The sequence below is a fragment of the Nodosilinea sp. FACHB-131 genome (assembly GCF_014695395.1).
GTDB lineage: Bacteria > Cyanobacteriota > Cyanobacteriia > Phormidesmidales > Phormidesmidaceae > Nodosilinea.
In genome coordinates this window covers 562,765-584,573 of record NZ_JACJOF010000027.1, presented here as the reverse complement: position 1 = coordinate 584,573, position 21,809 = coordinate 562,765, and the positions used below count along the sequence as shown (strand labels likewise).

Below are 21,809 nucleotides of genomic sequence, written 5' to 3'. Positions count from 1 at the left end.
TTGTTCAAGACTGCCCCAGCTCTTTAGAACGAAGATAAGCCGATCGCACCGCTTCGATCAGGGCCGATCGCAGCCCACCTGCCTCTAGGGCCGCAATTCCTGCAATGGTTGTGCCGCCGGGGCTCGTGACGCGATCTTTGAGCACAGCGGGATGGAGGTCGCCCTGGTGCAGCAGCTCACCGGTGCCGCGTACAGTGGCGATCGCCAGCTCCAATGCCGTGGCCCGAGGCAGTCCCACCGCCACGCCGCCGTCGGCCAGGGCCTCTACCACCAGCGCAATGTAGCCTGGCCCAGAACCTGAGAGCGCCGTCACCGCATCCATCTGCACTTCTGGCACCTCCACCACGGTGCCCACACTGGCAAAAATAGTACGCGCTTGTTCTCGCTGGGCAGCACTCACGGTCTCCCCAGCGGCCAAGGCTGTCACCCCGGCCCCCACGGTAGCGGGAGTATTTGGCATCGCTCGCACTACCGCCCAGCCCAAAAATTCTTTTTCTAGTCGGGCCAGGGGCACCCCGGCCAAGATCGACAGTAGCAGGGGTGGTTGCGATCGCTCTGGGGTCTCCAGACTCGCCGCCACCGCCGTCAGCATCTGGGGCTTAATCGCCAGCAAGACGGTCTCAGCCGCATCGATTACGACTTGGTTCTCTGCGGTAGTCTGCACGCCGTAGGTGTGGTGCAAGACCTCTCGCCGCGCTGCCTGGGGGTCGCTCACCACTACTGCGCCAGGCTCAAAAATCCCTTGATCAAGAAGGCGGGCAATGAGAGCTTCTCCCATCATCCCGCCGCCGATAACCCCAAATTTTGCCTCAGGCATGTCAATCCTCACCGACGACTCAACCAATCATGATCGCTAGTGAAGACAATAACCTAAGGTAGCCCCCGGCACTAGACCAGGGGCTGTGATAGTCGTGTGTCAGTAAGCGTGGATAACGCTAGGCCATGCGAGCCATAGCCTCGGCACCCCAAGCGGGAGCGGGAGGCATTTGGCCGGGCATGGGCATACCCTGGGTCTGACCCATGAAGACTTCTTCTTCGTACTCGGTGGGGGTGCTTACCTGCACGCAGTTGGGAGTAAACAGGAAGATGCTTTCGCCAATGCGCTCTTGGTGCCCGTCGATGGCATAGGTGCCGCCTGCCACGAAGTCAACGGCGCGCTGAGCCTGGTCAGGATCCATAATGGTGAGGTTGAGGACAACTGACTTCCGCTCCCGCAGCGCCTGAATGGCCTGGGGCATTTCCTCAAAAGAGCGGGGTTCCATCACCACCACTTCGGATGTGCCGTTCATGGCACCGGGCATACCAATTACGTTGCTGGCCATTGGGGTCATTCCTGCATCAGTGGGCATCATTCGTTCGCGGCGGGGGCGGCTCCGGCGAATTTCTTCGGGCTGGGGCTGCTGCACAATGGGCTGGGTGTTCTCTTCTTGGTAGAGGTTCTGGTACTCCTCTCCATCCATTTCTTCATATTCGTAGTCGTAATCTGCTGGGTCGTTGAGGCCAACGAAGTCCCGCAGTTTAGAAAACATGTTGCTCACAACTTACACTCCACGATGACTATCACTCTGGTAGACCAACCCCGCGGCCTTCGACCAATGGGGCACATCATGCTCCGGTTATCCGAGGGCCATGATAGCGCCATTTTTCCATTTGCAACGGCTGTTGTGAAAATTAATGGGGTTAGCCTGGGGTTATGGGGTAGTCAGCCTCTCTAGGAGGGCTGCTGACCGCCTAAACCTAGTCTAAAAACTCAGTGGATAGAACAACACCGTGGGGTGACGCTTCTCCCTGAGCTAGGGCAGGCTTAGGGTTTGGGTTAATATCCTGTACGCAGAATATTGAGTCAACAGTATACACGAAATCAAAAAAAGGAAGAGTCAATTCACAATTAGTTAAAGTTTTTTCTAATCGTGTTTTGGTTTTGCGTCAGAACGTAAATTTCTGCTTAGAAGAATAACTCCTACCAGGGGTGTTAGCGATCGCCCCAACCCGTTGCCCCGCCGTCGTCTCTGCTCCCGGTTCAAGTTAGAAACCTAGGGCGAAAATGGCCGGATCCTGTCTTAGCTGAGTTGGGGAGATGGCGGTCGAGAGCCAAACAGTATGGTGCCCAGTCGCACCATGGTGGCTCCACAGGCGATCGCAGTGCCATAGTCCCCTGACATGCCCATGGAAAGCTGGTCGATCTGCAACCGGTCAAAGCTGGTTTGATTGATAGTGTTAGCTAGGGATTTAGCCCCCGCAAACACCTCTCGTGCCGTAGCTGTGCTCGACCCTTGGGGGGGGATGGTCATCAGCCCACGAATTTTAAGGTGAGCTAGCTGGTCAAACTGGGGCAGCAGCTCATGCAATTCGGCGGCCTCAAGGCCAGCCTTGGGCGGGTCGGGCACCAGCTTCACCTGAAGGCAACACTGGGGCACTTTCCCCAGTTCGTGAGCCGCCTGGTCGAGCCGCTGGGCTAACTTCAGACTGTCTACCGAGTGAATCCAGTCGAAGTGTTCGACGGCTTTGCGGGCTTTGTTGGTCTGCAGGTGACCGATCAGGTGCCAGGTGATGTCGGGCAGGTCGCTGAGGTCGGCTTGTTTAGCGATCGCCTCCTGCACCCGGCTCTCGCCAAAATGGCGTATGCCTCTGTCGTAGGCAGAGCGAATTGTTTCTACCGGCAAAAACTTGGTGACCGCAATTAGGGTTACCGTGGGGGGAATGCTTTGCCGAATCCGATCGAATTGCTCAGGCAGGGCACCGGGGGCAGCGGTCATTGAAAGGTTTGCTTGTAGGTGTGCTGGAGGCGATCGAACTCGGCCTGCTGGCCTGCCCGCCGCAAAATCCGCAGGCGGCTTTCCAGCATCATGCGAGCGTTGCTCCGGCCTAGGGGTTGAAACACTAATCCCTCAGTGGGAGAATTAGTGACTAAAAAAAACAGCCGCTGGGCATAGAGTGTGGCATACAGCTCTTGACCGTCGTCTACTATACACACTCTAAAGAGCAGGCCAAAATTGGGGTGATTTAGATAGGTTTCTGTGCTCATTCAGGTATGAGAGAGGCTCTTCCTTACGGCAGGACGATAGTCGTGTCTGTTCAATTCGCCACATGCATTCTAGAACCTGGTGCGCTGTCTGCATGCATTCTCAAGCAGATCAACCGTTATTTACGGGAATGGCGGAGTTACCCCAACCCCAATGCCAGCAGTTGCGCCCTGGCTTTTTGCAGAGATTCTTGCCACTCTTTGGCCGGATCGCTGTCGGCGACGATGCCAGCCCCAACCTGCCCCCACACGGTAGACGCGGTCGTTGAGCTATCAGTATGCCCAACCAACAGCGTGCGAATCAAAATGTTTAGGTCGAGGTGGCCACGGCGATCGAGATAGCCACAGGAGCCGTAGAATAAGCTGCGACGGACAGGCTCTAGGTCTTCGATAATTTCCATGCAGCGTACCTTAGGACAGCCGGTGATGGTACCGCCAGGGAAAGTAGCCTTGATGAGGTCAATGGCGGTGTATTGGTGAGACTCACCAGCGCGGGGATCGCACCCTAGTTCCCCCACTACGTTGCTGACTAGGTGCATCACATGGCTGTAGTATTCCACGGTCAGCAGCTCATTCACCTGCACGGTGCCCCACCGACACACCCGGCCTAGATCGTTGCGTTCCAGATCCACCAGCATGATGTGCTCGGCCCGCTCTTTGGGGTTGCTGAGCAAGGTTTTGGCCAGCTCTGCATCCTGTTCTGGCGTTGATCCCCGCGGTCGGGTACCGGCAATGGGACGAGTCTGGGCAATGCCATCCTGTAGTTTCACCAACCGTTCGGGCGAACAGCTAATAACATCGCCCCAGGGGGTACGCCAGTAGCAGGCAAAGGGCGACGGGTTGATGCGGTGCAGCTGGCGGTATAGCGCCCAGCTGTGGGTCGTAGTAACCGTTGAAAAGCGAAGGGAAAGATTGACCTGAAATACGTCCCCCGCCTGAATATGCTGCTTTGCCTGAAGCACAGCTTGCTGGTACTCTGCCGCCGCCATACCCAGGGTCACAGGGCGGGGATCGCCCTCTGGTAGGGCAAAGCAGGCCTCATCTACAGTAGGCAGCTCCAGCTGCTTCTCCATAGTATCTAGCTCTGCGGAGGAGGGGGCAAACAGCCACAGCCGCTGGGTCTGATGGTCGAGCAGGGCAAAGGTCTTTGGCTCGTACCAAAGTGCCACCGGAAAAGGGAGAGAATCGGTTTTTAGGCTGGGTAAGCGCTCGATTTCCCAGGCTAAGTCGTAGCCGAGCCAGCCCAACCAACCGCCGGTAAAGGGCAGGGTTTGCTCAGCGGTCTCAGCCTCGTCTCCAAGGAGCGTCAGCCGATCGCCCTCGGCCAACCGCTCTCTTAATATGGGCAAAATACTCCCCACCAACGGAGTCCATATCTGTGGCAGTCCCTTTACCTGGCGAGGCGGCCCAGCACAGATCGAGTAGCGCCCCTGGGCAGCGTGGGGCCGGGCGACAGCTGGTAAGGGGTAGGGACTCTCTAGCAGGGCTACCAGGGTGGAGGGGCTGGGGGGCTGCCGCAACAGATCGCCGTAGAGGGCCTGGAAAATATCACTGCCGGTGCGGTGCCTGAGGGACTGCGATCGCACCCACCAGGTCAAATCTCGCCTCCCCATACCCAGCGCGCCCACCAAAACACGACCAACAGCCCCAGGGCAAACCAGTCCCACGACCTGAGCAACAGCTGATACCAGCGCACCCGGTGCTCATTGGGGCTGGTGAAACCGCGCACCTCCATCGCTGCCGCGATTTGCTCGGCCCGCAGCAGCAGGTTTTGCAGCAGGCGCTCCATCACCGCTAGCCACACTTGGGCCGAGCCGCGAAAGCCCAGTTTCTTCCAGTTGATGGCGCGGGTCTGCACCGATCGCACCAAATTCTGCACCTCCTCCAGCACCAGGGGAATGAACCGCAGGGAGAGTGTCACCGTCAGGGCAATCTCGGTCACCGGCAGGCGAAACCAGCGCAGCGGGGCCATCAGCGCCTCCAGGGCCACGGTAATTTCTTCGGGCGCGGTGGTGAGCAGGTAGAGGTTAGTGCCGTAGATCAGCGTAAACAGCAGGGTGCCAATACGAATGCCCAAATCGAGCGATCGCCGCGTTACATTAATCGGCCCCCAGTCAAACACCACATAGCGGTAGGACGTGGGCTGCGGCAGCTCGGGCAGCACCTCCGGCGGATTCTCTAGGGTGACCATGTCGGCTGGAGTGGGTAGCCGAGGCGTCTGCGCCACCTGCAGCCCATCGGGCATGACAAAGGTCAACAACATCACGATGCCGCTGAGCACCACCAGCCAGCCCATTTGCTGTCGCCACACCCGCAGCGGAATCAGCGCCGCCAGAGTCAGCAGCACCAGCAACGCCACCAGCCCAAACCGCCAGTAGGCATTTGCCAAAATCGGCGTCACCAAAATGCTCATCAGCCAGGCCATTTTGACCCTGGGGTCAAGCCGGTGCAGCCAGGTTACCGGCTGCTCCAGATACAGGCCAATGGGTAAAGAGCGAAGAAGATCCATCGAGTCAGGTTAAATGAGACAAAAGATTCCAGATCAACAATTAGAAGCCGAAGGGTTTAGCGCATCCTACAACTCTATTCGCAAGCCAACATTAGGTGACTGACAAAAGCAATCAAGCTATCCAGAGGCAGAAGCCTTTGGGCTAACCGCAAACTCCAGCTGTGATCGGTAGAAGCAAACATCAAACTCCATGAAAAAATTTACCTGCCCCAAAATGAGAGGTATATTTGCAGCCTGTGTCCACGCAAAGACTAGTCGCACAGGCTCAAACAGACCAATAGTGGCTTGAGAGAGAACAACCCGCGCTTCGTACTGAGCTAAGTTTCCTGTCAGACTCAGGGCTGTTGTTTGTTGCTCCCAGTTGTATCCCAGTTCGACCCCTAGCAAATAGGGCAGCACGTTTACACTCGCCCCAGTATCTAACAGAGCAGAGGCTGCAATGGTTTTTTCTTGATGGGTCAAAGTAAATGGTAGATACGGACAAAAACTAGCTTCACCTAGTGCCAAATCACCAGAAAGAAATGGATACCGCTCAGCATCACGCATGGTCTTAGGCTTTAGGTGACTGTAGTGCTTTTAACATCGCATCTGCTGCCTCATAAGCACCATAGGGTGACCATACCGGGTAAGCCTGTCCAGGCTTAATCAGCTCAGTTTCCTGCTGAGCTAATTCCGCAATTAAAAGCTGCATGATGTAGAACTTGTCTGGGCGGCTAAGTTCTCTCAAGCTAGAGATCAATTCTGGTGAAACCATGACAGGAGAGCAGCACTGGTTAAATTTAATTCCAGCTTAACGCAGCAGTTACCCTACACTTTCGTCGCTCGGTTGGGGTTGTTGCGCTCTAGATCGCGCATGGCCTTGCCCCGCCAGAAGATGCGAATGGGTGTGCCCTCAAAGCCCAGGTTTTCACGAAACTGTCGCTCTACATAGCGACGGTAGTTGTCCTTCAGTAGGTGGGGATCATTCACAAACAGCGTGAAGGAGGGCGGACGCACGGTGACCTGAGTGCCGTAGTAGATGCGGCCCTGGCGACCCTGGCGGGTAGTGGGCGGCGTGTGCCACTTAACCGCATCTTCCAGCACTTCATTGACGACTGAGGTGCTGACCCGACGACGGTGCTGCTCAACTGCATGATCGACTAGCTCTAGAATTTTGGGCACCCGCTGGCCAGTCTTGGCGCTGACAAAGATGCGCTTGGCCCAGTCAAGAAAGTTCAGTCGGGCGGAGATTTGGTGGTCGAAATCGTAGATAGTGTGGCTATCTTTTTCTACCGCATCCCACTTGTTGACAACGATAATGCAGGCGCGACCGTCTTCTTCGATGCGGCCCGCTAGCTTCTGATCTTGCTCGGTAACGCCGTCGAGGGCGTCGATCACCAGCAGCACCACGTCGGCCCGGCGAATGGCTTTGAAGGCGCGGTTGATGCCAAAGAACTCTGGCCCATACTCCACGCTTTTTTTCTTGCGAATTCCTGCCGTGTCGATTAGGCGATAGGTCTTGTCGCCGTGCTGCACCTGCATGTCGATCGCATCGCGAGTCGTTCCCGAAATTGGACTAACAATGGCGCGAGTTTCACCTACAAAGGCATTTAGCAGGCTCGACTTGCCCACGTTGGGCCGTCCCACAATGGCGACTTTGATCTCCTCTTCGGCGGTTTCTTCAACGGTTTCGGGGAGGAACTCTACCAGGGCGTCCAGCAGTTCCCCCGTGCCGTTGCCGTGGATGCCAGAGACGGGGTAGGGCTCACCCAGCCCCAGTTCCCAAAACTGCGCCGCCTGCACTAGGCCGTGGTCCAGCGACTCGCACTTGTTGACTGCCAGCAGCACCGGCACCGACTGCTGCCTAAGCCAGCTAGCGATTTCGCGATCTGACTCGGTGGGGCCAACTTTACCGTCAACTACAAATACCGCCGCACTGGCCTCGGTGAGGGCTAGCTGGGCCTGTTCGCGAATGTAGGGCAAAAATTCGGTGTCGTCGTCAAACACCAAGCCGCCAGTATCGACCACCAGGTAGTCGCGATCGCGCCAAAAGGCGGGCTGGTAGGTGCGATCGCGCGTCACCCCGGGCTGATCGTAGACAATGGCGTCTTGAGCCCCGGCCAGGCGGTTCACCAAAGTAGATTTGCCCACATTTGGGCGTCCGATAACCGCAACAACAGGCAGTGGCATAGCTTGGGCCTTTTAGGCAGATGAATGGTTCAGCAGACCTGGAAGCCACACATTGCTAGACGCCCAGATCATCAATGGGAAAATCTTCCCAATCTTTCCATTGTAGTCAAGAGATCACGGTCTGGGAAAGTTAGGTGATTAAAGGATGACCTATGGAAAGCAACTGAGACACAGGCTTCAATGCGATCGTTAGCTGACGGTCGTAGCACGTGAGATAGCTATCCCGCGATTATCGCTAGACCAAAGGTAGGCAATGCTCACCCTAGAGCAAGCTCTTTTGCCAGAAAGCTGTGAGTTGTTTTCTCGTTCGAAGGTGGGCAGTGCCCACCCTACCTAGAAGTTTTTTAGGCCGCTAAAATTTTGTCATCAAGGGCAAAATCGATCGCGGCTTTGTCTGCGCCAGAAGCAAGATAGTCGTTTTGGAACGAATCTCTGAGCCCGGTCACCAGATCGTAAGTTGGTGCCCAGCTCAATTCTGCCTGAGCCTTATCGATGGCGGTAAAGAAGTGCTGCACCCGCATAGGGAAAGCTTTGGCTTTACCAAAATCAAAGGCCTTGGGGTCGTAGTGAACAATTTTGAGGCTATCAGGATCCTTACCCGCTGCCGCCGCGCAGGCGCGAGCTAGGCCGTTGAAGGTGACGGCTTTTTCGCCGGAGATATTGTAGATTTGGCCGATCGCCGTCTCGTTCCCCAGCACCGCTGCCATTGCGGCGGCCAGGTCTTGCACATGGCCCAGCTGGGTGAGGTGCATGCCGTTGCCGGGGATGGGGATGGGGCGATCGCGCACTACCCGATCAAAGAACCAGGCCTCTAGCGGGTTGTAGTTCTGCGGGCCATAAATGTAGACCGGGCGCACCGAGGTAAAAGGCACCCCCTGAGCTTCCAGGTAGGCCTCGGTTTCAAACTTGCCTTTGTGGCGGCTCTTTGGATCCACCGCATCGCCTTCGATGTGGGGCATTTGGTCAGATTTGAGGTATACCCCAGCGGAGCTGACGTAAACAAAGTGCTGGAGCTTGTCGCCAAACAGCTCAACCAGCGGCTGGGTATCGCTCAGCTCGCGCCCGTTGTTGTCGAAGATGGCGTCGAAGGTTTCGCCCGCTAGCTGGGTTTTGAGGCTGTTGGGGTCGGTGCGATCGCCCACAATGGTCGGCACCCCCTCCACCGGCGCGGGATGGTTGCCCCGGTTAAACAGCACCACCTCGTGGCCCTGCTCAATCAATAGTTTGGTTAGATACACCCCAATAAATCGGGTGCCACCTATGACCAGTACACGCATTGCCCTCTCCTTCCTGCTAACCAGCCGCCTAGAACATGCTGAAAGCAACATGCTGGAAGACGCACTGAACTTAATGTATGTATATTAAGCTGCGCCGATCCCCCAAATTCTGTCGAAGAATCAAGGGATTTAGGGTCAAAGCCGTTAAGCAAACCAGTAGATAACGGCCCAGATCTTACGCTAGGGGGGGAACCCGCCTAAAATGTTATGAGTTGAGCACCGGCCTTGACACCCTAAGCGCGAGATTGTCTCTACATGCGAGAGCTGGACAACGCCTATAGAATTTTGGAGCTAGAGCCCGGTGCCTCTATTGAGGAAGTCAACCAGGCGTATAAAGATCTAGTGTTCGTCTGGCACCCCGATCGCATTCCCCAAGACAACGAGCGACTGTATCAAAAAGCCCAAGACAAGATCAAAGCGCTGAACCACGCCCGAGATTTGCTGCGATCGCACAACCGCAATAGTCGCAGCAGCGCCAGCTCAGCCAGCAGTCGCTACGGCACCGCCAGCAGCAGCAGCTATCGCCCCTCGACCGCAAGCGGCTACGGCAACGGCGACTATCGCTCGACCTATAGCAACGGCTATAACAGCAAGGGCTATGGTAGCGCCAAGTCCCAAGATGACGACAGCGAAGAGGAGCAGCGCTCGGCCTCCCACAATCGTTACTACCGCTACCAGCGCAGCACCTACGGCGGCAGCTACTACGGGGCCAGCCAGAGCGACGGCAACCCATCCTCGGGCTCGGGCACATCGAGCAGCGGCCCCTCTTCAAGCTCTAGCACCAGCCAGTCGCAAACCTACCGTGAGCGGCGCGATGCAGCGGCAGGGGTAGGGGGCGATAAGGCTGCCAGCGCCAAGGGCAGTTCGGGCACCCAGAGTCAGGCCAGTACCAACGGCAAAGCATCTAGCTCCCCCCCCAGCAGCCAGGCTAGCTCCAAACCCCCCAACGACTCCTACAACAGCTACAACGCCCACACTCGCAGCGGAGCCGCCCGATCGCGCCAAAACCCCGACCTCAGCGGCACCGACATGAGCGGGGCCAACCTGCGCGAAAAAGACTTTGGGGGACGGAACCTCAGCGAGGCTAACCTCAGCGGGGCCGACCTCAGCGACGCCTTTTTGCACAAGGTCAACCTCAACCGGGCCAACCTCAGCAAGGCCAAACTGTTTCGCGCCAACCTGCTCCAGGCCGACCTCAGCCACGCCAACCTACGCGAAGCCGACCTGATTGGGGCTGACTTTAGCGGGGCCGATCTCAGCGGGGCTGACCTCAGCGGCGCGAAGGTAGCCGTGGGGGGCCGTACCATGGTCAAGCTCACCGGCGCCATTCTTACTGGGGCGATCATGCCCGATGGATCCATTCACGATTAATTTGTGATGGGATAGAACAACGGTTCAGGGTTCAAGGTGTAGGGTACAGGGTTCGGAACACTACCTAAAACCTTGAACCCTTCACCTGATACCCCTTCTCCCCAGTCACCCCTCCAAGTAACCGGCCACGCTTTGATTAAACGCCTCAGGTTCCACCAGGTGGGGCCAGTGGTTACCGGGGATGGTCTGAATTTTTAGGTTGGGCAAGTGGGTGCGGTAGGGTTTGAGCTGCCAGTCCGCACGGTTGAGCCCAGCTTGGGGCAGCAGCAGCAGGGTTGGCACCGCCAGCTCTGCGGTGAGCCCGGCCCGATGCAGCGTGTCGCGAAACACGCCGTTGCGGGCGGCGATCGCAAACTTGCTCCCCCAGCGGCCATCGGGCTTCTGCTCCATGCCGGATCGAAACGCGGCGGCTTGCAGGGGGCTCCAGCCCCGGTACTGCTTCAGGCTGCGGGCGACGGATTCTGCCGCCTCATAGCTCTCAAACGGCCCCATCACCTTCAAAAAGGGCAGGGTGCGATAGAACAGCGGCAACGTGGGTTGCAGCCATCTCGGCAACTGATTCACAAAAAACGGATCTACCAACACCAGACGGCGAACGCGCTGGGGCTGGCGCTTGGACCACAGCAAGGCCAGTTTGGCGGCCCACGAATGGGCCACAACGGTGATTCGATCAGCGTGACAGGCGATCGCCAGCGCTTCTAGATCGTCAACCAGTTCAAGCGCATCGTAAGCGACGACATCGTCGGGCTTGCCGCTGTCGCCATGACCGCGCAGGTCAGGGGCCAGACAGCGATAGCGCGGCCCTAAGGTTTCAGCCAGGCTCTGCCACACCAACCCGTGGTCAGCTAGCCCGTGGAGCAGCATCAGTGGTTCGCCATCTCCCCACTGCCGGTAGGCCAGAGGCACGGACGCGCTAGATAGATTGTGACGAGCAGACGACATCGTTCGATCAGCCTTTGCCGAAGAACAGGCAGGGTTGCTACCCAGGTAGAGTACCGGAGCGCGATCGCCAGACCAACCCACCCTCTATCGCTCGATGTTTTCACCCTGGACGGCCTCAGGCAAAATTAGCATGGCATCGCCAAAGGAATAAAACCGGTAGTCGTGTTGAATAGCGGTTTCATATAGCCCCAGCAACCGCTCTCGGCCAATCAACGCGCTGACCAGCATCAGCAGACTAGAGCCCGGCAAGTGAAAATTGGTAATCAGCCCATCGATCGCTCGGTACTGGTAACCGGGGTAAATAAACAGGTTTACTTTGCCCTGGTAGGGTTGTAGCTCGCCGCCTTGGGCAGCCCCTTCTAGGGCACGCACCACCGTTGTACCGACAGCAATTACTCGCCCACCTCGGGCTTTAGTAGCGTTGATCTGCGCTACGGTTTCTGGCGAAACATCAATCCATTCAGCGTGCATCTTGTGGTCGAGAATATTGTCGGCCTCCACCGGGCGAAAGGTGCCCACACCGACGTGGAGGGTGATGTGCGATCGCCCCACCCCCCTCTCTTCTAACCGCTCAAACAGCTCTGGCGTAAAGTGCAGCCCCGCCGTCGGAGCCGCCACCGCCCCTGGGGCCTCAGCATAGACTGTCTGATACTGGTCGGGGGAAGCCGCTCTGTCGGTGATGTAGGGCGGTAGGGGGACTTCCCCCAGCCGCTCAAACAGGGCCCATAGGGACTCACTTCCCTGGGGCTCAAACTTCAGCAGGCGACCGTTGGTCTCAGGGTCGGTAGCGAGCACCTGAGCCACCAGGTGGGGCTGGTTGGGGTTGGGGCCAAAATGCACTGTAGCCCCTGGCTTGAGTCGGCGACCCGGGCGCACTAGGGCCAGCCACTGGTTATCGCCCCGATCCTCCAGCAAAAACACCTCCACCTGGGCACCGCTGGGTTTATACCCAGGTAGCCGGGCCGGGATCACCCGGGTGTCGTTGAGGACCAGCAAGTCACCCGGCTGCAGCAGCGTAGGCAGGTCGCGGAAGCGGTGATGACGATGGGTAGTGGGGCTATCGACTACCAGCAAACGCGACGAATCCCTTGGCGTGACGGGAGTCTGAGCAATTTTTTCTGGCGGAAGAGAATATTGGTAGGCCGCCAGGGAATACTCAGCAGAAGGGCTCTGGGCTCTTGGATCCGTCTCTGGGGCAAGTTTTGAAATATTGCACATCGCCTAGCAGGTTGGGTGGATACACCCAGGTCGAGTAGGGGGACTTAACCCTAACAACCTGAGAGCCAATCCCGGACAATAAGGACATAAGAACTCTAGCACCTGCCTAAAGGTCAACGATGGAATACACCTACTATCTCGCCAATGCCAGTTTGACCCTCCGTGTAGTCGAACACCTGCTGGGCACCCCGAGATTGCCTCTGGAGTTTATGACGGTGATTCATCAGATCGATGGATGGGTCATCCGCGTCAAAATGAACGACAACATTGGCGTTCCTGACGCCGAAGACTTTCGCGCCTACATGAACGAACTGGGGGTAGCCTACGACCCCGGCATTCGAGTTCGCATGGCGCTTTGGGGCTTAGAAACTGGGCAATCGCCCATTGATGTCATGCGCCGCTACCAGGTGGCGATCGTCTCCCACGGCAAGCCCGATCGCGAAGAGATCGAAGCCTTCCGCCGTCAGTTTGTGATGGGCCTGGGCTACTGCCCCGAAACCCTAGCCTGAGCGGCTTTGCAGAGGCATCCCCACCGATGGCCTCTGCTGATCTTAAGACATGTCCCTTGGGGGCGGGGTTAACCTGCCCCTATTTTTTGCCCCCTATTCTTTGACCCATAGGGCCAGCCCACCGCTGCGCCCCCGAGCAGCAACATGACCTTCCTCAGCCACAAAGAAGGAGAAAAACGGCAGCTTGGCGACTGAAGTAGCCGCAAAATCGCCTGCCTTAGCGGCTTTGCTGCGCAAGGGTAAATTGATCAGCGTCAAACCACCCAACATCACCTGAAGGCGAACGAAATCAAAGGCCAGCAGGTTTTTTTTGGGCAAAAACTTGGCTGGCCCCGTAAACCGCAGTTTGGCCGGCCCTACCTGAAGCTGATTTTGAATAGTTAGCTGGTCATTGTCGTCTCGGTTGAAGCCAATGGTAGCAATCGCCAGCCCCGGCACATAAAACCCACTTCCCTGCGGTTTTCCCGCTTTGTAGGTGGGCTTTTTGGGAGCCGTAAACCGCAACCGCCAAGTGCCCAACAGCGCCTCGGGGGAAAACTGCCGCCGCTCTGCCTTGGTTTGCCGCTCGGCGTCTAGCAGGGCGGCCGTCACCTGCTGAGCGCTAGGCTTTGCGCCAGAGGCGGCGACCTCTAGAACCTGGGGCGTAGGTAGGGCAGTGACGCTATCAGTGACAGTCATGGGATCTCCAGAGAGTAGGTAGGGCAATCGTGGTCTCGCCTGCTCGAAATATTTGATCGGGTACTAATAGTCTGCCAAGCCAAAGGACAGGGTTAGTGGGGTTCAGGGTTCAAGGTATAGGGTTCAAGGCCTGCCCTAAACCCTATACCCTGAACCCCATACCCTAGGCTGCTTAGGTTAAAGCCGACTAAATTCATTATGACAAGGCCGGTGGGTGGACTGGGCGATCGCCCCCAGTCCCGGTCTTTGGCCCTGGCTCTGGCATAATAAGAGCCTATTCACTACTGCCCGGTGCGCTGCTATGGCTACCACTCCGCGATTGCCCCTGCTGCGCAACCCAGCCGCCAAACCAGCGGCCAACGTGTCGATGGTGCTGATGGGGGTGGGCTTAGCCATCACCCTGGCGTTTATTCTGATTGCCCTACTAGCGCCGCTGATGCAGAGCTGGGGCTGGGTGCTTGACCCCACCACCGCCCTACAAAACCCCATCCATGAGCCCCCCGGCGGTGCCCACTGGTTTGGCACTACGCGGCAGGGCTATGACGTGTTTTCGCGTACGCTGTTTGGCACCCGCGCCGCCTGGCAGGTGGTGCTGCTGGCTACGCTGCTGAGCGTGGCGATTGGGGTACCCCTGGGCATGGTCAGTGGTTACCTGGGCGGCTGGCTCGATCGCGCTCTGCTGTTCTTTATGGATACGATCTACACCCTGCCGGGGCTGCTGCTCTCGGTCACCCTGGCTTTTGTGGTGGGCCGAGGGGTGGTAAACGCGGCGATCGCCCTCAGCATTGCCTATATTCCTCAGTATTATCGGGTGGTGCGCAACCACACTGTTAGCGTCAAGACTGAGCTGTTTATCGAAGCCGCTCAGGCGATGGGGGCTTCGACCTGGACGGTTCTGACCCGCTACCTGTTTCTCAACGTAATTCAAAGCGTGCCGGTGCTGTTTACCCTCAACGCCGCTGACGCCATTTTGGTGCTGGGGGGTCTGGGGTTTTTAGGGCTGGGTCTGCCCGAACAGATACCCGAGTGGGGAGCCGACGTGCGCCAAGCTCTTGATGCGTTGCCCACCGGCATCTGGTGGACGGCGCTGTTTCCTGGGTTGGCTCTGACCCTGATGGTGACGGGGCTTTCTCTAGTGGGCGAGGGGCTGAATGAGTTGATGAACCCCCTGCTACGCCGCGAAAACTGGCGCTAGCGCCCCATCAGGTCACCTCTAGAGATACTATCAATCCCAAGCTGACCCTAGCCTGGGCAGCAGGATCTACGTTGAGGAGAGGATAGGAGATCTGCGATGACAAAACCCTTGAAACCCCTGGCCGTTGGGCTGGCGACGGCGACAATCGCTTGCAGCTTAAGCCCTACCGCCTTGGCCCAAACCCCCAGGGCTATCATTCAAGGCCTGCAAGAAAATCAAAGTCTAATTCGCCAGTGCCGCCAGCTCAACCAGGCCGCTGAGGTGTTTGACAACACCAGCCTGGGGCCAGTCACCAATCGCCTGGGCACCCTGCCAGGAGGTACCCAAGTGCTCTTAACGGGGGTTCTGGCCCAAGGCCGTGCCCAGATCTTTTTAGAAAATAACTTTAACGGCCTGTCGTCGGTGCAGCCTATGGGCTGGGTTAGTGCCTCATTTTTAGGCCCCTGTGGCGGCCCACCGCCTGCGGTGCGAGCCTGCTTTCGAGCCAATGTGCGGCTTGCGGTGAGGGCCACAACTGCCAACGATGCCGCTATCTTGGCCAACTACAATGCTGGAGACACAATCTACGCATCTACCAATCCGCCCCGGCGTTGGGCCCCTGGCGATGGTAACACCTGGGTAGAGGTGACTATCTTTGATGGCAGCACCGGTTGGGTAGTAGAAACCAGCGCTAACGGCCAAGTGATCAATGCCAGCGCTGTGCCCTGTCCCTAGATGGCGCCAGGGCACCAACTGTTAGCAGGCTGCCGTCACACGCTGCGATCGCTCCCCCGAGCCCGCAGCGCTGTAACGGAATACAGCAGCAGCGCCGTCCAAATGCAGGCAAAGGTGACCACGTGAACTGGGGTGAACGGCTCACCGTAGACAAATACCCCCAGCAGCAGCGATAGCGACGGGGCCAGGTACTGAAAGAAGCCGAGGGTTGCTAAGGTCAGCCGTTTGGCCGCTTTGTTAAACCACAGCAGCGGCATCGACGTCGCCACGCCAGCCCCGACAAACAGCAGGGTAATCGGCAGGCTTTCCCCAAAGTGCCCCTGACCGCTGGCCGCGAGCCAGCTGACAAACAGCAGCACCAGGGGGGTAATGAGCAGGGTTTCGACTGCCAGGCCCACCAGCGGAGCCACCGCCACCACTTTGCGCAACAGGCCGTAAAACGCAAAGGAAATGGCCAGCGCTAGGGCAATCCACGGCACGGTGCCCAGCTGCCAGATGAAGTAGCCTACCCCCACCACCGCCAGCGCTACGGCCACCTGCTGCCCCCGGTACAGGCGCTCTTTGAGGAAGATAAACCCTAGCAGCACAGTCACCAGCGGGTTGATGTAGTAGCCCAGGCTGGCTTCGACGACGCGATCGCTGTTCACCCCGTAGATATATAGCCCCCAGTTAAAGGTCAGCAGACTGGCGGTCAGCAGCAGCACCAGCACTTTGCGGGGCGATCGCAGGAGCGTTTGCAAATCTCCCAGCCGCCGCTGCACCAGCAAAATGCCGACTAAAAATACCGCCGACCAGATCATGCGGTGGCTGAGCACCTCCACAGCAGAGGCAGCGCCCAACAGCTTCCAATAGATGGGCAGCAGCCCCCAAGTGCTGTAGGCCAACAGGGCATATATTGCCCCTGTCCTGTCATCGGAGCGATTGCTGGAGGCAGCCGACCCAGGTTTAGGTAAGGTCAAAGAAATCGCCGCTCAAAGCACACATTCTAACGACTAGGGTCGCCTGTGGTGAATGGGCAGCCGCACCACCATCGTCGTCCCTTCACCGGGCTGGCTGCGAGCTACTATATTGCCGCCGCAGTACAAGAGGAGCTGCTGCACAATCGATAACCCTAGACCGGCCCCTTCGGTTTCAGCAGGGGGCAGGTTGCGGCCTCGATAGAAGTGCTCAAAAATGTGGGGCAGATCGCTGGCCGAAATGCCGGCACCGGTATCGCGCACTTCAATCTCGGCGTAGTCTGTGGTGCTAGAAGCCGTTACCCAGACCTGGCCACCGCTGGGGGTGTATTTCAGACTGTTATTCAGCAGGTGAATCATCACCTGTCGCAGCCAGCTGTCGGGGCAAAGCACCGGCGGCACCTGGCTAGGGATGGTGTAGGCCAGCATCACGCCCTTTTCTGCGGCCAGGGGCTGGTAGGTGCTGACCACCGGCGGCACGGTTTCCGACAAATTTAGCGGGTCGAGCTGAGCCTGGCTAACGCTGGTCTCCATCTGCAACAGGTTGAGTACGCCGCTAATCAGCGCACTCTGGCGATCGCACTCATGGCTGATCATCTCCATATACCGCTGCCGCTGGGGAGGCTTGAGGTGGGGCGAATCGAGCAGAGTCAGGGCAGTTTTGATGGTGGTGAGGGGAGTGCGCAGTTCCTGGCCCACTGTATTGAGAAAATCATCCTTGAGGCGCAGGGTATTGATCAACACCTCGTTTTGAGATGACAGGCTCGACATGTTTAACGCCTGTCGGCGGTAGGTCGAGGCCGACTGGCGCAGGTGTTCCTGGCGCTTGAGCTGCCAGTTGAGCCAGCGATCGACCAGGGTCAGGTAGGTTGGGGTGAGTGAGTGAGTAGGCCGTAGCTGGGGCCACTGCTGGGTCAGGGCAGCCAGATCAAGCCCGGCATCGGCGGTGACCCCTTGCTCAATCTGGCGGCGAATGGCACTTACCACGGTCGCCACCAGGTCAGGATTAATGGAACAGCACACTGACAAATACGACGATCGCGCCGCCGTCGCTTCTCCTAGGGGCGGCGAGGCCTCATCGTCATCCTCTGGGTCGCGTTGGTCATCCGCGGTCAGTCGCTGACTTTGTGCTGTGGGCGTAGCCGACAGTGGCTGCAGCCGGTGGGCAATCAGCATGGCCGCAAAGGACTCAGACTGCACCACCACAAAGTAGTCGCCTCGCCAGGTGTGGCTCTCCGGCAAAGGCACCACGATTTCGTTGCCCAAGCTAGGCGAAGGTTCTGCATCAGGGCGCGCAAACCGCAGCACCCGATGGGGCAGCTCCAGCCCCTGGCCGTAGCGCAGCACATCCTCATTCCAGGGATCGCCCACCGGCAGCTTGACCAGCAGGTGGGCCTGAATGTCGTGGGCTTCGAGGAACTCTACAGTCGATTGTAGAATTGCCTTGAACCCCTTGGGTTTTACCTGGACATAGTCTGGGGCTGCCGCAGTAAGCTGTAGAAGCCGGTGCAGCGACACCTCTTGTTCTTGGTAAGACTGCATAGTGCTCCAACGGGCCGGGGCCAGGCTAGCGCCTACCCAAAATCAGAGCAGCACTAACACCTATTAGGGTATCTTTAACCACTGAAAATGGCGGTGAGAATGTTGCGTGTATTCACATAACACCGCCACGTTGACCTTAAATTGTTAGCCCGAATACCGTTTTTCGAGAGAATGGCGCGCCTGTTCGCGATCGTCAAAGTGGATTTTTTCGGTGCCGAGAATCTGGTAGTCTTCGTGCCCCTTGCCGGCAATCAAGATGCCGTCGCCGGGCTGGGCCATAGAAATAGCGGACTGAATCGCGGTAGCGCGATCGCCCACCACCTGATCTGCCCCTAGCGTTGCCGGAATGCCCGCCACCACATCGCGCAGAATCTGCTCGGGGTCTTCGGTGCGGGGGTTGTCGGAGGTGACGACCACCACATCGGCCAGCTCGTAGGCAATGCGACCCATCTGAGGGCGCTTGGTGCGATCGCGATCGCCGCCGCAGCCAAACACGCAGATCAGCCGCCCCGGCACAAAGGGCCGCGCCGCCGTGAGAGAACTCTTCAAACTGTCCGGCGTGTGAGCATAGTCCACAATCACGCTGATGTCCTGGGCCTCAGAAATCTTCACCTGCTCCATGCGTCCCGGCACGCCGCCAAAGCCCGGCAGGGCGGCGGCGATTGTTTCTAGGGAAACGCCCAGGTGCAGGGCCGCACCCACCGCCGCCAGCAAATTCTCTAGGTTAAACTGCCCCACCAGCGGTGAGCTGAAGGGCACGGTACCCACTGGGGTCTTCAGGGTTCCGGTGACGCCGTTAGCCTGGTAAGTGAGATCGCCGGTATAGAGGTCGGCGTCAGGATTCTGGGTGCTGTAGGTCCACACCCGGTCTGCTGGGAGTTGGGAGACAAGGCGATCGCCGTAGGGCGTATCGATATTCACTACCGCACGACCCGCCAGATAGGCCTCGCTAAACAGCAGCGCCTTGGCCTGGAAGTAATCCTCCATGTCGCGGTGATAGTCGAGGTGGTCCTGGGTCAGGTTGGTGAAGACCGCCACCTCAAAGGGACAGCCCCATACTCGCTTTTGAGCCAGGGCGTGGGAGCTAACTTCTAATACCGCGTAGCGACAGCCGGCATCCCGCGCGGTTGCCAGTTCCGCTTGGAGTTCTACCGCAAAGGGAGTCGTGTAGAGAGCGGTTTTCTGGTGCCCGGGCCAGCGAGTGTAGAGCGTTCCCAGCAGTGCTGTGGGCTGCTCCGCTGCATTTAACAAATGCTCGATCAGGTGGGTGGTTGTCGTTTTGCCGTTGGTGCCCGTGACCCCCACTAGCCCCATCTGTCGGGCCGGGTAGTTGTAGAACCGCGCCGCCACTTCGGCACAGGCCACCGACATATCGGTCATGGGCACCACGCAGGCATCGTCCTCTGCAGGACGGGTCGCTAGCGCCTGGGTGGAGACTAACGCCGCTGCGGCCCCCGCTTCCACGGCACTGGGCCAAAATTCACCGCCATCGACCCGGGTGCCTGGCATGCCAATGAACACATCCCCCGGCTGACAGGCGTGGGAATTGGTGCACAGGCCCTTGATTTCAGCATCTTCCGCTTCTGTAGCCAGGGTGAACCCGGGTACAATCAGCCCGGCAGGCAGGTCCTCAAGCAGTTGGCGCAGCTTCATGTCAGCAACTCCTCACATCATTGAAGTTGCCCTATTCTGCCTTACTCTGGCCCATATAAGTCTGTATCAATTGCTCCACCTTGGCCTGGGGTGCCCGGGGCGACAGGCGCGGCAGGGGAATTTCCTGGGGGCCCGATTCTTTCTGAATCACTTGGCACAGCACCGGAATCTCGTACTGGTAGCGCTGAAACCAGTCGTCGCGAGTGGTGATGTCGCGCACCTCTAGCTCAAAGGGCAGGTGGGCGGCGGCCACGAGTTTCTCTTCGAGCCCTTCGCACAGGTGGCAGCCGGGCTTGCTGTAGAGCACAAATTTGGTCACGGGGTCAGTCACGGGAAGGACGCTCACTGCACGATCGCTCGGTAGGCGCTGGGGGTGGTGCCGGTGGTCTGGCGAAACTGTTTGCTCAGGTGGCTATGGCTGTTGAACCCACACAGCAGGGCGATTTCCACAATAGAGTGGTTGGTTTGTTTCAACAACTGCTTGGCCCGCTCGACTCGCTGTTGCAGCACGTACTGGTAGGGAGCAACCCCCATCGCCTGCTTGAACTGATGGCTGAAATGGAAGGGGCTGAGACCTGCGATCGCCGCCAAATCAGCCAATTTTAGGTCGGCATCCAAGGCTTCGTGGATGTGATCGAGCACCGGCAAGAGCTGACGCTGGAGTAAACCGCTGGGATGAATAGGCAATTGTGGTCTAGCTATGGCGTACTGCCGCAGCAAGTGCACCGCCAGCAGGTTAGTTAACGACTCGACGTAGAGCCTGCCGCCGGGGTTGGCCTGGTTGAGTTCGTCGAGCAGCATCAGGGCGATCGCCTCTAGCCGCCCATCCCGTAGGCGAAACTCGGGGATGAGCTCGATGCGATCGGGGTTTAATCCCAGGGATTCTTGAGCGACGGTGGCCATAAAGCCAGAGTTAAGCCGCAGCTCGACGTAGTGGTCGTCGTCCTGCCAACGGGCAAAAAACGCGGTCTGAGCCGGAGTAAGGGAAATATCGCCTTTACCGTAGAGGCTGCTATGGGTTTTGCCGTCTTTAATCTGCAAAAATCGCACTGGACGGGCCGACAACGACAGACAGACCATGTGCTCCGTGTCCGAGGCGATGCGGCATTCCCCCGGCGGATGCTGAAACTGCCCCACCTGAATATGCTCCCAGCCCAAGGCTTGACTCGACAGCGTCGGCAGGCAATCTAGCGCGGTTTGAGCAGTGACTAGCTGGTTGTGGCGAGCCCTGATATCAGCGGGTTTAGCTGCATTCATCGGTAGATTCTCCACCTTGGAGCTAGGTTGAGCTAGGCCCAAACAATTCGCGAAGCTATCCGTCCCGGAATCTGCCCAACTCTCTCAAGTCTATCTGGCAGAATGGAGCGATAGGCAAACTCTCACCCTGAATGGCGGCAAGAGATAGCGATGACCCCTCACGTTGCACTTGCAAAATGGACTCTTGAGGACTACCACCAGATGATTGCGGCGGGCATTCTCAGCGATCGCCGGGTGGAGCTTTTGAACGGAGAAATCATCGAAATGCCCCCCGAAGGAGAACCCCACGCCTACTACAGCCGTACCAGTGCAAAATACTTAGATCAATTGCTGGGCGATCGGGCTGAAGTACTGCAAGGCAAACCAATGACGAGCCCTGCTACCCAGTCAGAACCTGAGCCCGACATCGCTGTGGTACAGCCTTTGGGTCGGGAGTATCTCAGGCACCACCCTTACCCAGAAAACGTTTTTTGGTTGATTGAGTTCTCAAACACTAGCCTCAAAAAAGACTCCGACCCAAAGGCCAAGGCCTATGCTGCCGCAGGCATCGCTGAGTATTGGATTGTCAATCTTCAAAAAATGGAGTTGATAATGATGCGAGATTTACTCGACGGCAGGTATCAATCGGAGATCATCCTGACCACGGGAACGGTGACACCGCTCTCGTTTCCCGATGTTGAGATATCCGTACGGCGATTGCTAGATTAATTGTCAGCTCGCCGCAAGATTTTGACAGCCTCCCAAGAATGAGATAGCGCCAGGCCAGGGAGGTTTCCTAGGCTAAACGGGTACTGACT

Annotated in this window: 23 protein-coding genes; 5 read left to right on the top strand and 18 right to left on the bottom strand. The window is 58.0% G+C overall.

Annotated elements, in window-relative coordinates; translation table 11 throughout:
- Positions 1–4: 4 nt before the first annotated feature.
- From proC to H6F75_RS18980, 10 genes are all read right to left on the bottom strand, one after another.
- On the bottom strand, positions 5–817 hold the full coding sequence (proC, locus tag H6F75_RS19025) for a pyrroline-5-carboxylate reductase (RefSeq protein WP_190753996.1): 813 nt from the start codon (positions 815–817) through the stop codon (positions 5–7).
- Between the two features lie 118 nt (positions 818–935).
- Positions 936–1,538 (bottom strand): cell division protein SepF, encoded by a 603-nt coding sequence (locus tag H6F75_RS19020; RefSeq protein ID WP_190753995.1) that lies wholly within the window; start codon positions 1,536–1,538, stop codon positions 936–938.
- 522 nt (positions 1,539–2,060) lie between these two features.
- The gene (locus H6F75_RS19015; RefSeq protein WP_190753994.1) at positions 2,061–2,756 is read right to left on the bottom strand and encodes a YggS family pyridoxal phosphate-dependent enzyme; all 696 of its coding nucleotides are present in this window, start codon (positions 2,754–2,756) and stop codon (positions 2,061–2,063) included.
- On the bottom strand, positions 2,753–3,025 hold the full coding sequence (pipX, locus tag H6F75_RS19010; RefSeq protein WP_190753993.1) for a transcriptional coactivator PipX: 273 nt from the start codon (positions 3,023–3,025) through the stop codon (positions 2,753–2,755). The genes H6F75_RS19015 and pipX overlap by 4 nt, the downstream gene beginning before the upstream one ends.
- 137 nt (positions 3,026–3,162) lie before the next feature.
- Positions 3,163–4,635: an anthranilate synthase component I gene (locus H6F75_RS19005; protein WP_190753992.1), complete on the bottom strand. Its 1,473-nt coding sequence runs from the start codon at positions 4,633–4,635 to the stop codon at positions 3,163–3,165.
- The gene (locus H6F75_RS19000) at positions 4,617–5,531 is read right to left on the bottom strand and encodes an energy-coupling factor transporter transmembrane protein EcfT (RefSeq protein WP_190753991.1); all 915 of its coding nucleotides are present in this window, start codon (positions 5,529–5,531) and stop codon (positions 4,617–4,619) included. Before H6F75_RS19000 ends, H6F75_RS19005 begins: the two co-directional genes overlap by 19 nt.
- 117 nt (positions 5,532–5,648) lie before the next feature.
- Positions 5,649–6,077 carry an aspartyl protease family protein gene (locus H6F75_RS18995; protein ID WP_190753990.1) on the bottom strand — a complete coding sequence of 143 codons (429 nt, stop codon included), beginning with the start codon at positions 6,075–6,077 and terminating at the stop codon, positions 5,649–5,651.
- Between the two features lie 4 nt (positions 6,078–6,081).
- On the bottom strand, positions 6,082–6,285 hold the full coding sequence (locus H6F75_RS18990; protein WP_190753989.1) for a hypothetical protein: 204 nt from the start codon (positions 6,283–6,285) through the stop codon (positions 6,082–6,084).
- A gap of 53 nt (positions 6,286–6,338) precedes the next feature.
- Positions 6,339–7,700, bottom strand: a complete 1,362-nt coding sequence (gene der / locus H6F75_RS18985; protein ID WP_190753988.1) for a ribosome biogenesis GTPase Der — start codon at positions 7,698–7,700, stop codon at positions 6,339–6,341.
- 344 nt (positions 7,701–8,044) lie between these two features.
- Positions 8,045–8,977, bottom strand: coding sequence for an NAD-dependent epimerase/dehydratase family protein (locus H6F75_RS18980; RefSeq protein ID WP_190753987.1), 933 nt, complete (start codon positions 8,975–8,977; stop codon positions 8,045–8,047).
- A gap of 255 nt (positions 8,978–9,232) precedes the next feature.
- Here H6F75_RS18980 and H6F75_RS28235 point away from each other — a divergent pair, with 255 nt between their 5' ends.
- Positions 9,233–10,348, top strand: a complete 1,116-nt coding sequence (locus H6F75_RS28235; protein WP_190753986.1) for a pentapeptide repeat-containing protein — start codon at positions 9,233–9,235, stop codon at positions 10,346–10,348.
- Between the two features lie 105 nt (positions 10,349–10,453).
- On the opposite strand, the gene H6F75_RS18970 is transcribed toward H6F75_RS28235, so the two are convergent.
- On the bottom strand, positions 10,454–11,290 hold the full coding sequence (locus H6F75_RS18970; RefSeq protein ID WP_190753985.1) for an alpha/beta hydrolase: 837 nt from the start codon (positions 11,288–11,290) through the stop codon (positions 10,454–10,456).
- Between the two features lie 84 nt (positions 11,291–11,374).
- Positions 11,375–12,508 carry a tRNA preQ1(34) S-adenosylmethionine ribosyltransferase-isomerase QueA gene (gene queA, locus H6F75_RS18965; protein ID WP_190753984.1) on the bottom strand — a complete coding sequence of 378 codons (1,134 nt, stop codon included), beginning with the start codon at positions 12,506–12,508 and terminating at the stop codon, positions 11,375–11,377.
- A 119-nt stretch (positions 12,509–12,627) separates the two neighbouring features.
- On the opposite strand from queA, the gene H6F75_RS18960 reads away from it, so the two are divergent.
- Complete coding sequence (locus H6F75_RS18960) at positions 12,628–13,017, top strand: hypothetical protein (RefSeq protein WP_073609919.1); 390 nt, start codon at positions 12,628–12,630, stop codon at positions 13,015–13,017.
- A gap of 93 nt (positions 13,018–13,110) precedes the next feature.
- Here the strand turns inward: H6F75_RS18960 and H6F75_RS18955 are convergent, their stop codons facing one another.
- Positions 13,111–13,695, bottom strand: coding sequence for a hypothetical protein (locus H6F75_RS18955; RefSeq protein WP_190753983.1), 585 nt, complete (start codon positions 13,693–13,695; stop codon positions 13,111–13,113).
- 301 nt (positions 13,696–13,996) lie between these two features.
- Between H6F75_RS18955 and H6F75_RS18950 the strand changes: the two genes are divergently transcribed.
- Both H6F75_RS18950 and H6F75_RS18945 read left to right on the top strand, forming a co-directional pair.
- Positions 13,997–14,890: an ABC transporter permease gene (locus H6F75_RS18950; protein WP_190753982.1), complete on the top strand. Its 894-nt coding sequence runs from the start codon at positions 13,997–13,999 to the stop codon at positions 14,888–14,890.
- Between the two features lie 96 nt (positions 14,891–14,986).
- Complete coding sequence (locus H6F75_RS18945) at positions 14,987–15,604, top strand: hypothetical protein (protein WP_190753981.1); 618 nt, start codon at positions 14,987–14,989, stop codon at positions 15,602–15,604.
- A 35-nt stretch (positions 15,605–15,639) separates the two neighbouring features.
- Here H6F75_RS18945 and rarD read toward each other — a convergent pair whose 3' ends face one another.
- From rarD to H6F75_RS18920, 5 genes are all read right to left on the bottom strand, one after another.
- On the bottom strand, positions 15,640–16,563 hold the full coding sequence (gene rarD / locus H6F75_RS18940; RefSeq protein ID WP_190753980.1) for an EamA family transporter RarD: 924 nt from the start codon (positions 16,561–16,563) through the stop codon (positions 15,640–15,642).
- 33 nt (positions 16,564–16,596) lie between these two features.
- Complete coding sequence (locus H6F75_RS18935; protein ID WP_190753979.1) at positions 16,597–18,102, bottom strand: ATP-binding protein; 1,506 nt, start codon at positions 18,100–18,102, stop codon at positions 16,597–16,599.
- Between the two features lie 144 nt (positions 18,103–18,246).
- On the bottom strand, positions 18,247–19,755 hold the full coding sequence (locus tag H6F75_RS18930; RefSeq protein ID WP_190753978.1) for a UDP-N-acetylmuramoyl-L-alanyl-D-glutamate--2,6-diaminopimelate ligase: 1,509 nt from the start codon (positions 19,753–19,755) through the stop codon (positions 18,247–18,249).
- A 31-nt stretch (positions 19,756–19,786) separates the two neighbouring features.
- Positions 19,787–20,101, bottom strand: a complete 315-nt coding sequence (locus H6F75_RS18925; protein WP_347710676.1) for a glutaredoxin family protein — start codon at positions 20,099–20,101, stop codon at positions 19,787–19,789.
- On the bottom strand, positions 20,098–21,012 hold the full coding sequence (locus H6F75_RS18920) for an AraC family transcriptional regulator (protein WP_190753977.1): 915 nt from the start codon (positions 21,010–21,012) through the stop codon (positions 20,098–20,100). The genes H6F75_RS18925 and H6F75_RS18920 overlap by 4 nt, the downstream gene beginning before the upstream one ends.
- Positions 21,013–21,162: 150 nt before the next feature.
- On the opposite strand from H6F75_RS18920, the gene H6F75_RS18915 reads away from it, so the two are divergent.
- The gene (locus H6F75_RS18915; RefSeq protein WP_190753976.1) at positions 21,163–21,720 is read left to right on the top strand and encodes a Uma2 family endonuclease; all 558 of its coding nucleotides are present in this window, start codon (positions 21,163–21,165) and stop codon (positions 21,718–21,720) included.
- Positions 21,721–21,809 lie beyond the last annotated feature (89 nt).

What these genes read in the sequence shown, in the direction of transcription:
- proC (WP_190753996.1), bottom strand. Translation starts at nt 817, where the DNA reads ATGCCTGAGGCAAAATTTGGGGTTATCGGCGGCGGGATGATGGGAGAA.
- H6F75_RS19015 (WP_190753994.1), bottom strand. Translation starts at nt 2,756, where the DNA reads ATGACCGCTGCCCCCGGTGCCCTGCCTGAGCAATTCGATCGGATTCGG.
- pipX (WP_190753993.1), bottom strand. Translation starts at nt 3,025, where the DNA reads ATGAGCACAGAAACCTATCTAAATCACCCCAATTTTGGCCTGCTCTTT.
- H6F75_RS19005 (WP_190753992.1), bottom strand. Translation starts at nt 4,635, where the DNA reads ATGGGGAGGCGAGATTTGACCTGGTGGGTGCGATCGCAGTCCCTCAGG.
- H6F75_RS19000 (WP_190753991.1), bottom strand. Translation starts at nt 5,531, where the DNA reads ATGGATCTTCTTCGCTCTTTACCCATTGGCCTGTATCTGGAGCAGCCG.
- H6F75_RS18995 (WP_190753990.1), bottom strand. Translation starts at nt 6,077, where the DNA reads ATGCGTGATGCTGAGCGGTATCCATTTCTTTCTGGTGATTTGGCACTA.
- H6F75_RS18990 (WP_190753989.1), bottom strand. Translation starts at nt 6,285, where the DNA reads ATGGTTTCACCAGAATTGATCTCTAGCTTGAGAGAACTTAGCCGCCCA.
- der (WP_190753988.1), bottom strand. Translation starts at nt 7,700, where the DNA reads ATGCCACTGCCTGTTGTTGCGGTTATCGGACGCCCAAATGTGGGCAAA.
- H6F75_RS18980 (WP_190753987.1), bottom strand. Translation starts at nt 8,977, where the DNA reads ATGCGTGTACTGGTCATAGGTGGCACCCGATTTATTGGGGTGTATCTA.
- H6F75_RS28235 (WP_190753986.1), top strand. Translation starts at nt 9,233, where the DNA reads ATGCGAGAGCTGGACAACGCCTATAGAATTTTGGAGCTAGAGCCCGGT.
- H6F75_RS18970 (WP_190753985.1), bottom strand. Translation starts at nt 11,290, where the DNA reads ATGTCGTCTGCTCGTCACAATCTATCTAGCGCGTCCGTGCCTCTGGCC.
- queA (WP_190753984.1), bottom strand. Translation starts at nt 12,508, where the DNA reads ATGTGCAATATTTCAAAACTTGCCCCAGAGACGGATCCAAGAGCCCAG.
- H6F75_RS18960 (WP_073609919.1), top strand. Translation starts at nt 12,628, where the DNA reads ATGGAATACACCTACTATCTCGCCAATGCCAGTTTGACCCTCCGTGTA.
- H6F75_RS18955 (WP_190753983.1), bottom strand. Translation starts at nt 13,695, where the DNA reads ATGACTGTCACTGATAGCGTCACTGCCCTACCTACGCCCCAGGTTCTA.
- H6F75_RS18950 (WP_190753982.1), top strand. Translation starts at nt 13,997, where the DNA reads ATGGCTACCACTCCGCGATTGCCCCTGCTGCGCAACCCAGCCGCCAAA.
- H6F75_RS18945 (WP_190753981.1), top strand. Translation starts at nt 14,987, where the DNA reads ATGACAAAACCCTTGAAACCCCTGGCCGTTGGGCTGGCGACGGCGACA.
- H6F75_RS18935 (WP_190753979.1), bottom strand. Translation starts at nt 18,102, where the DNA reads ATGCAGTCTTACCAAGAACAAGAGGTGTCGCTGCACCGGCTTCTACAG.
- H6F75_RS18930 (WP_190753978.1), bottom strand. Translation starts at nt 19,755, where the DNA reads ATGAAGCTGCGCCAACTGCTTGAGGACCTGCCTGCCGGGCTGATTGTA.
- H6F75_RS18920 (WP_190753977.1), bottom strand. Translation starts at nt 21,012, where the DNA reads ATGAATGCAGCTAAACCCGCTGATATCAGGGCTCGCCACAACCAGCTA.
- H6F75_RS18915 (WP_190753976.1), top strand. Translation starts at nt 21,163, where the DNA reads ATGACCCCTCACGTTGCACTTGCAAAATGGACTCTTGAGGACTACCAC.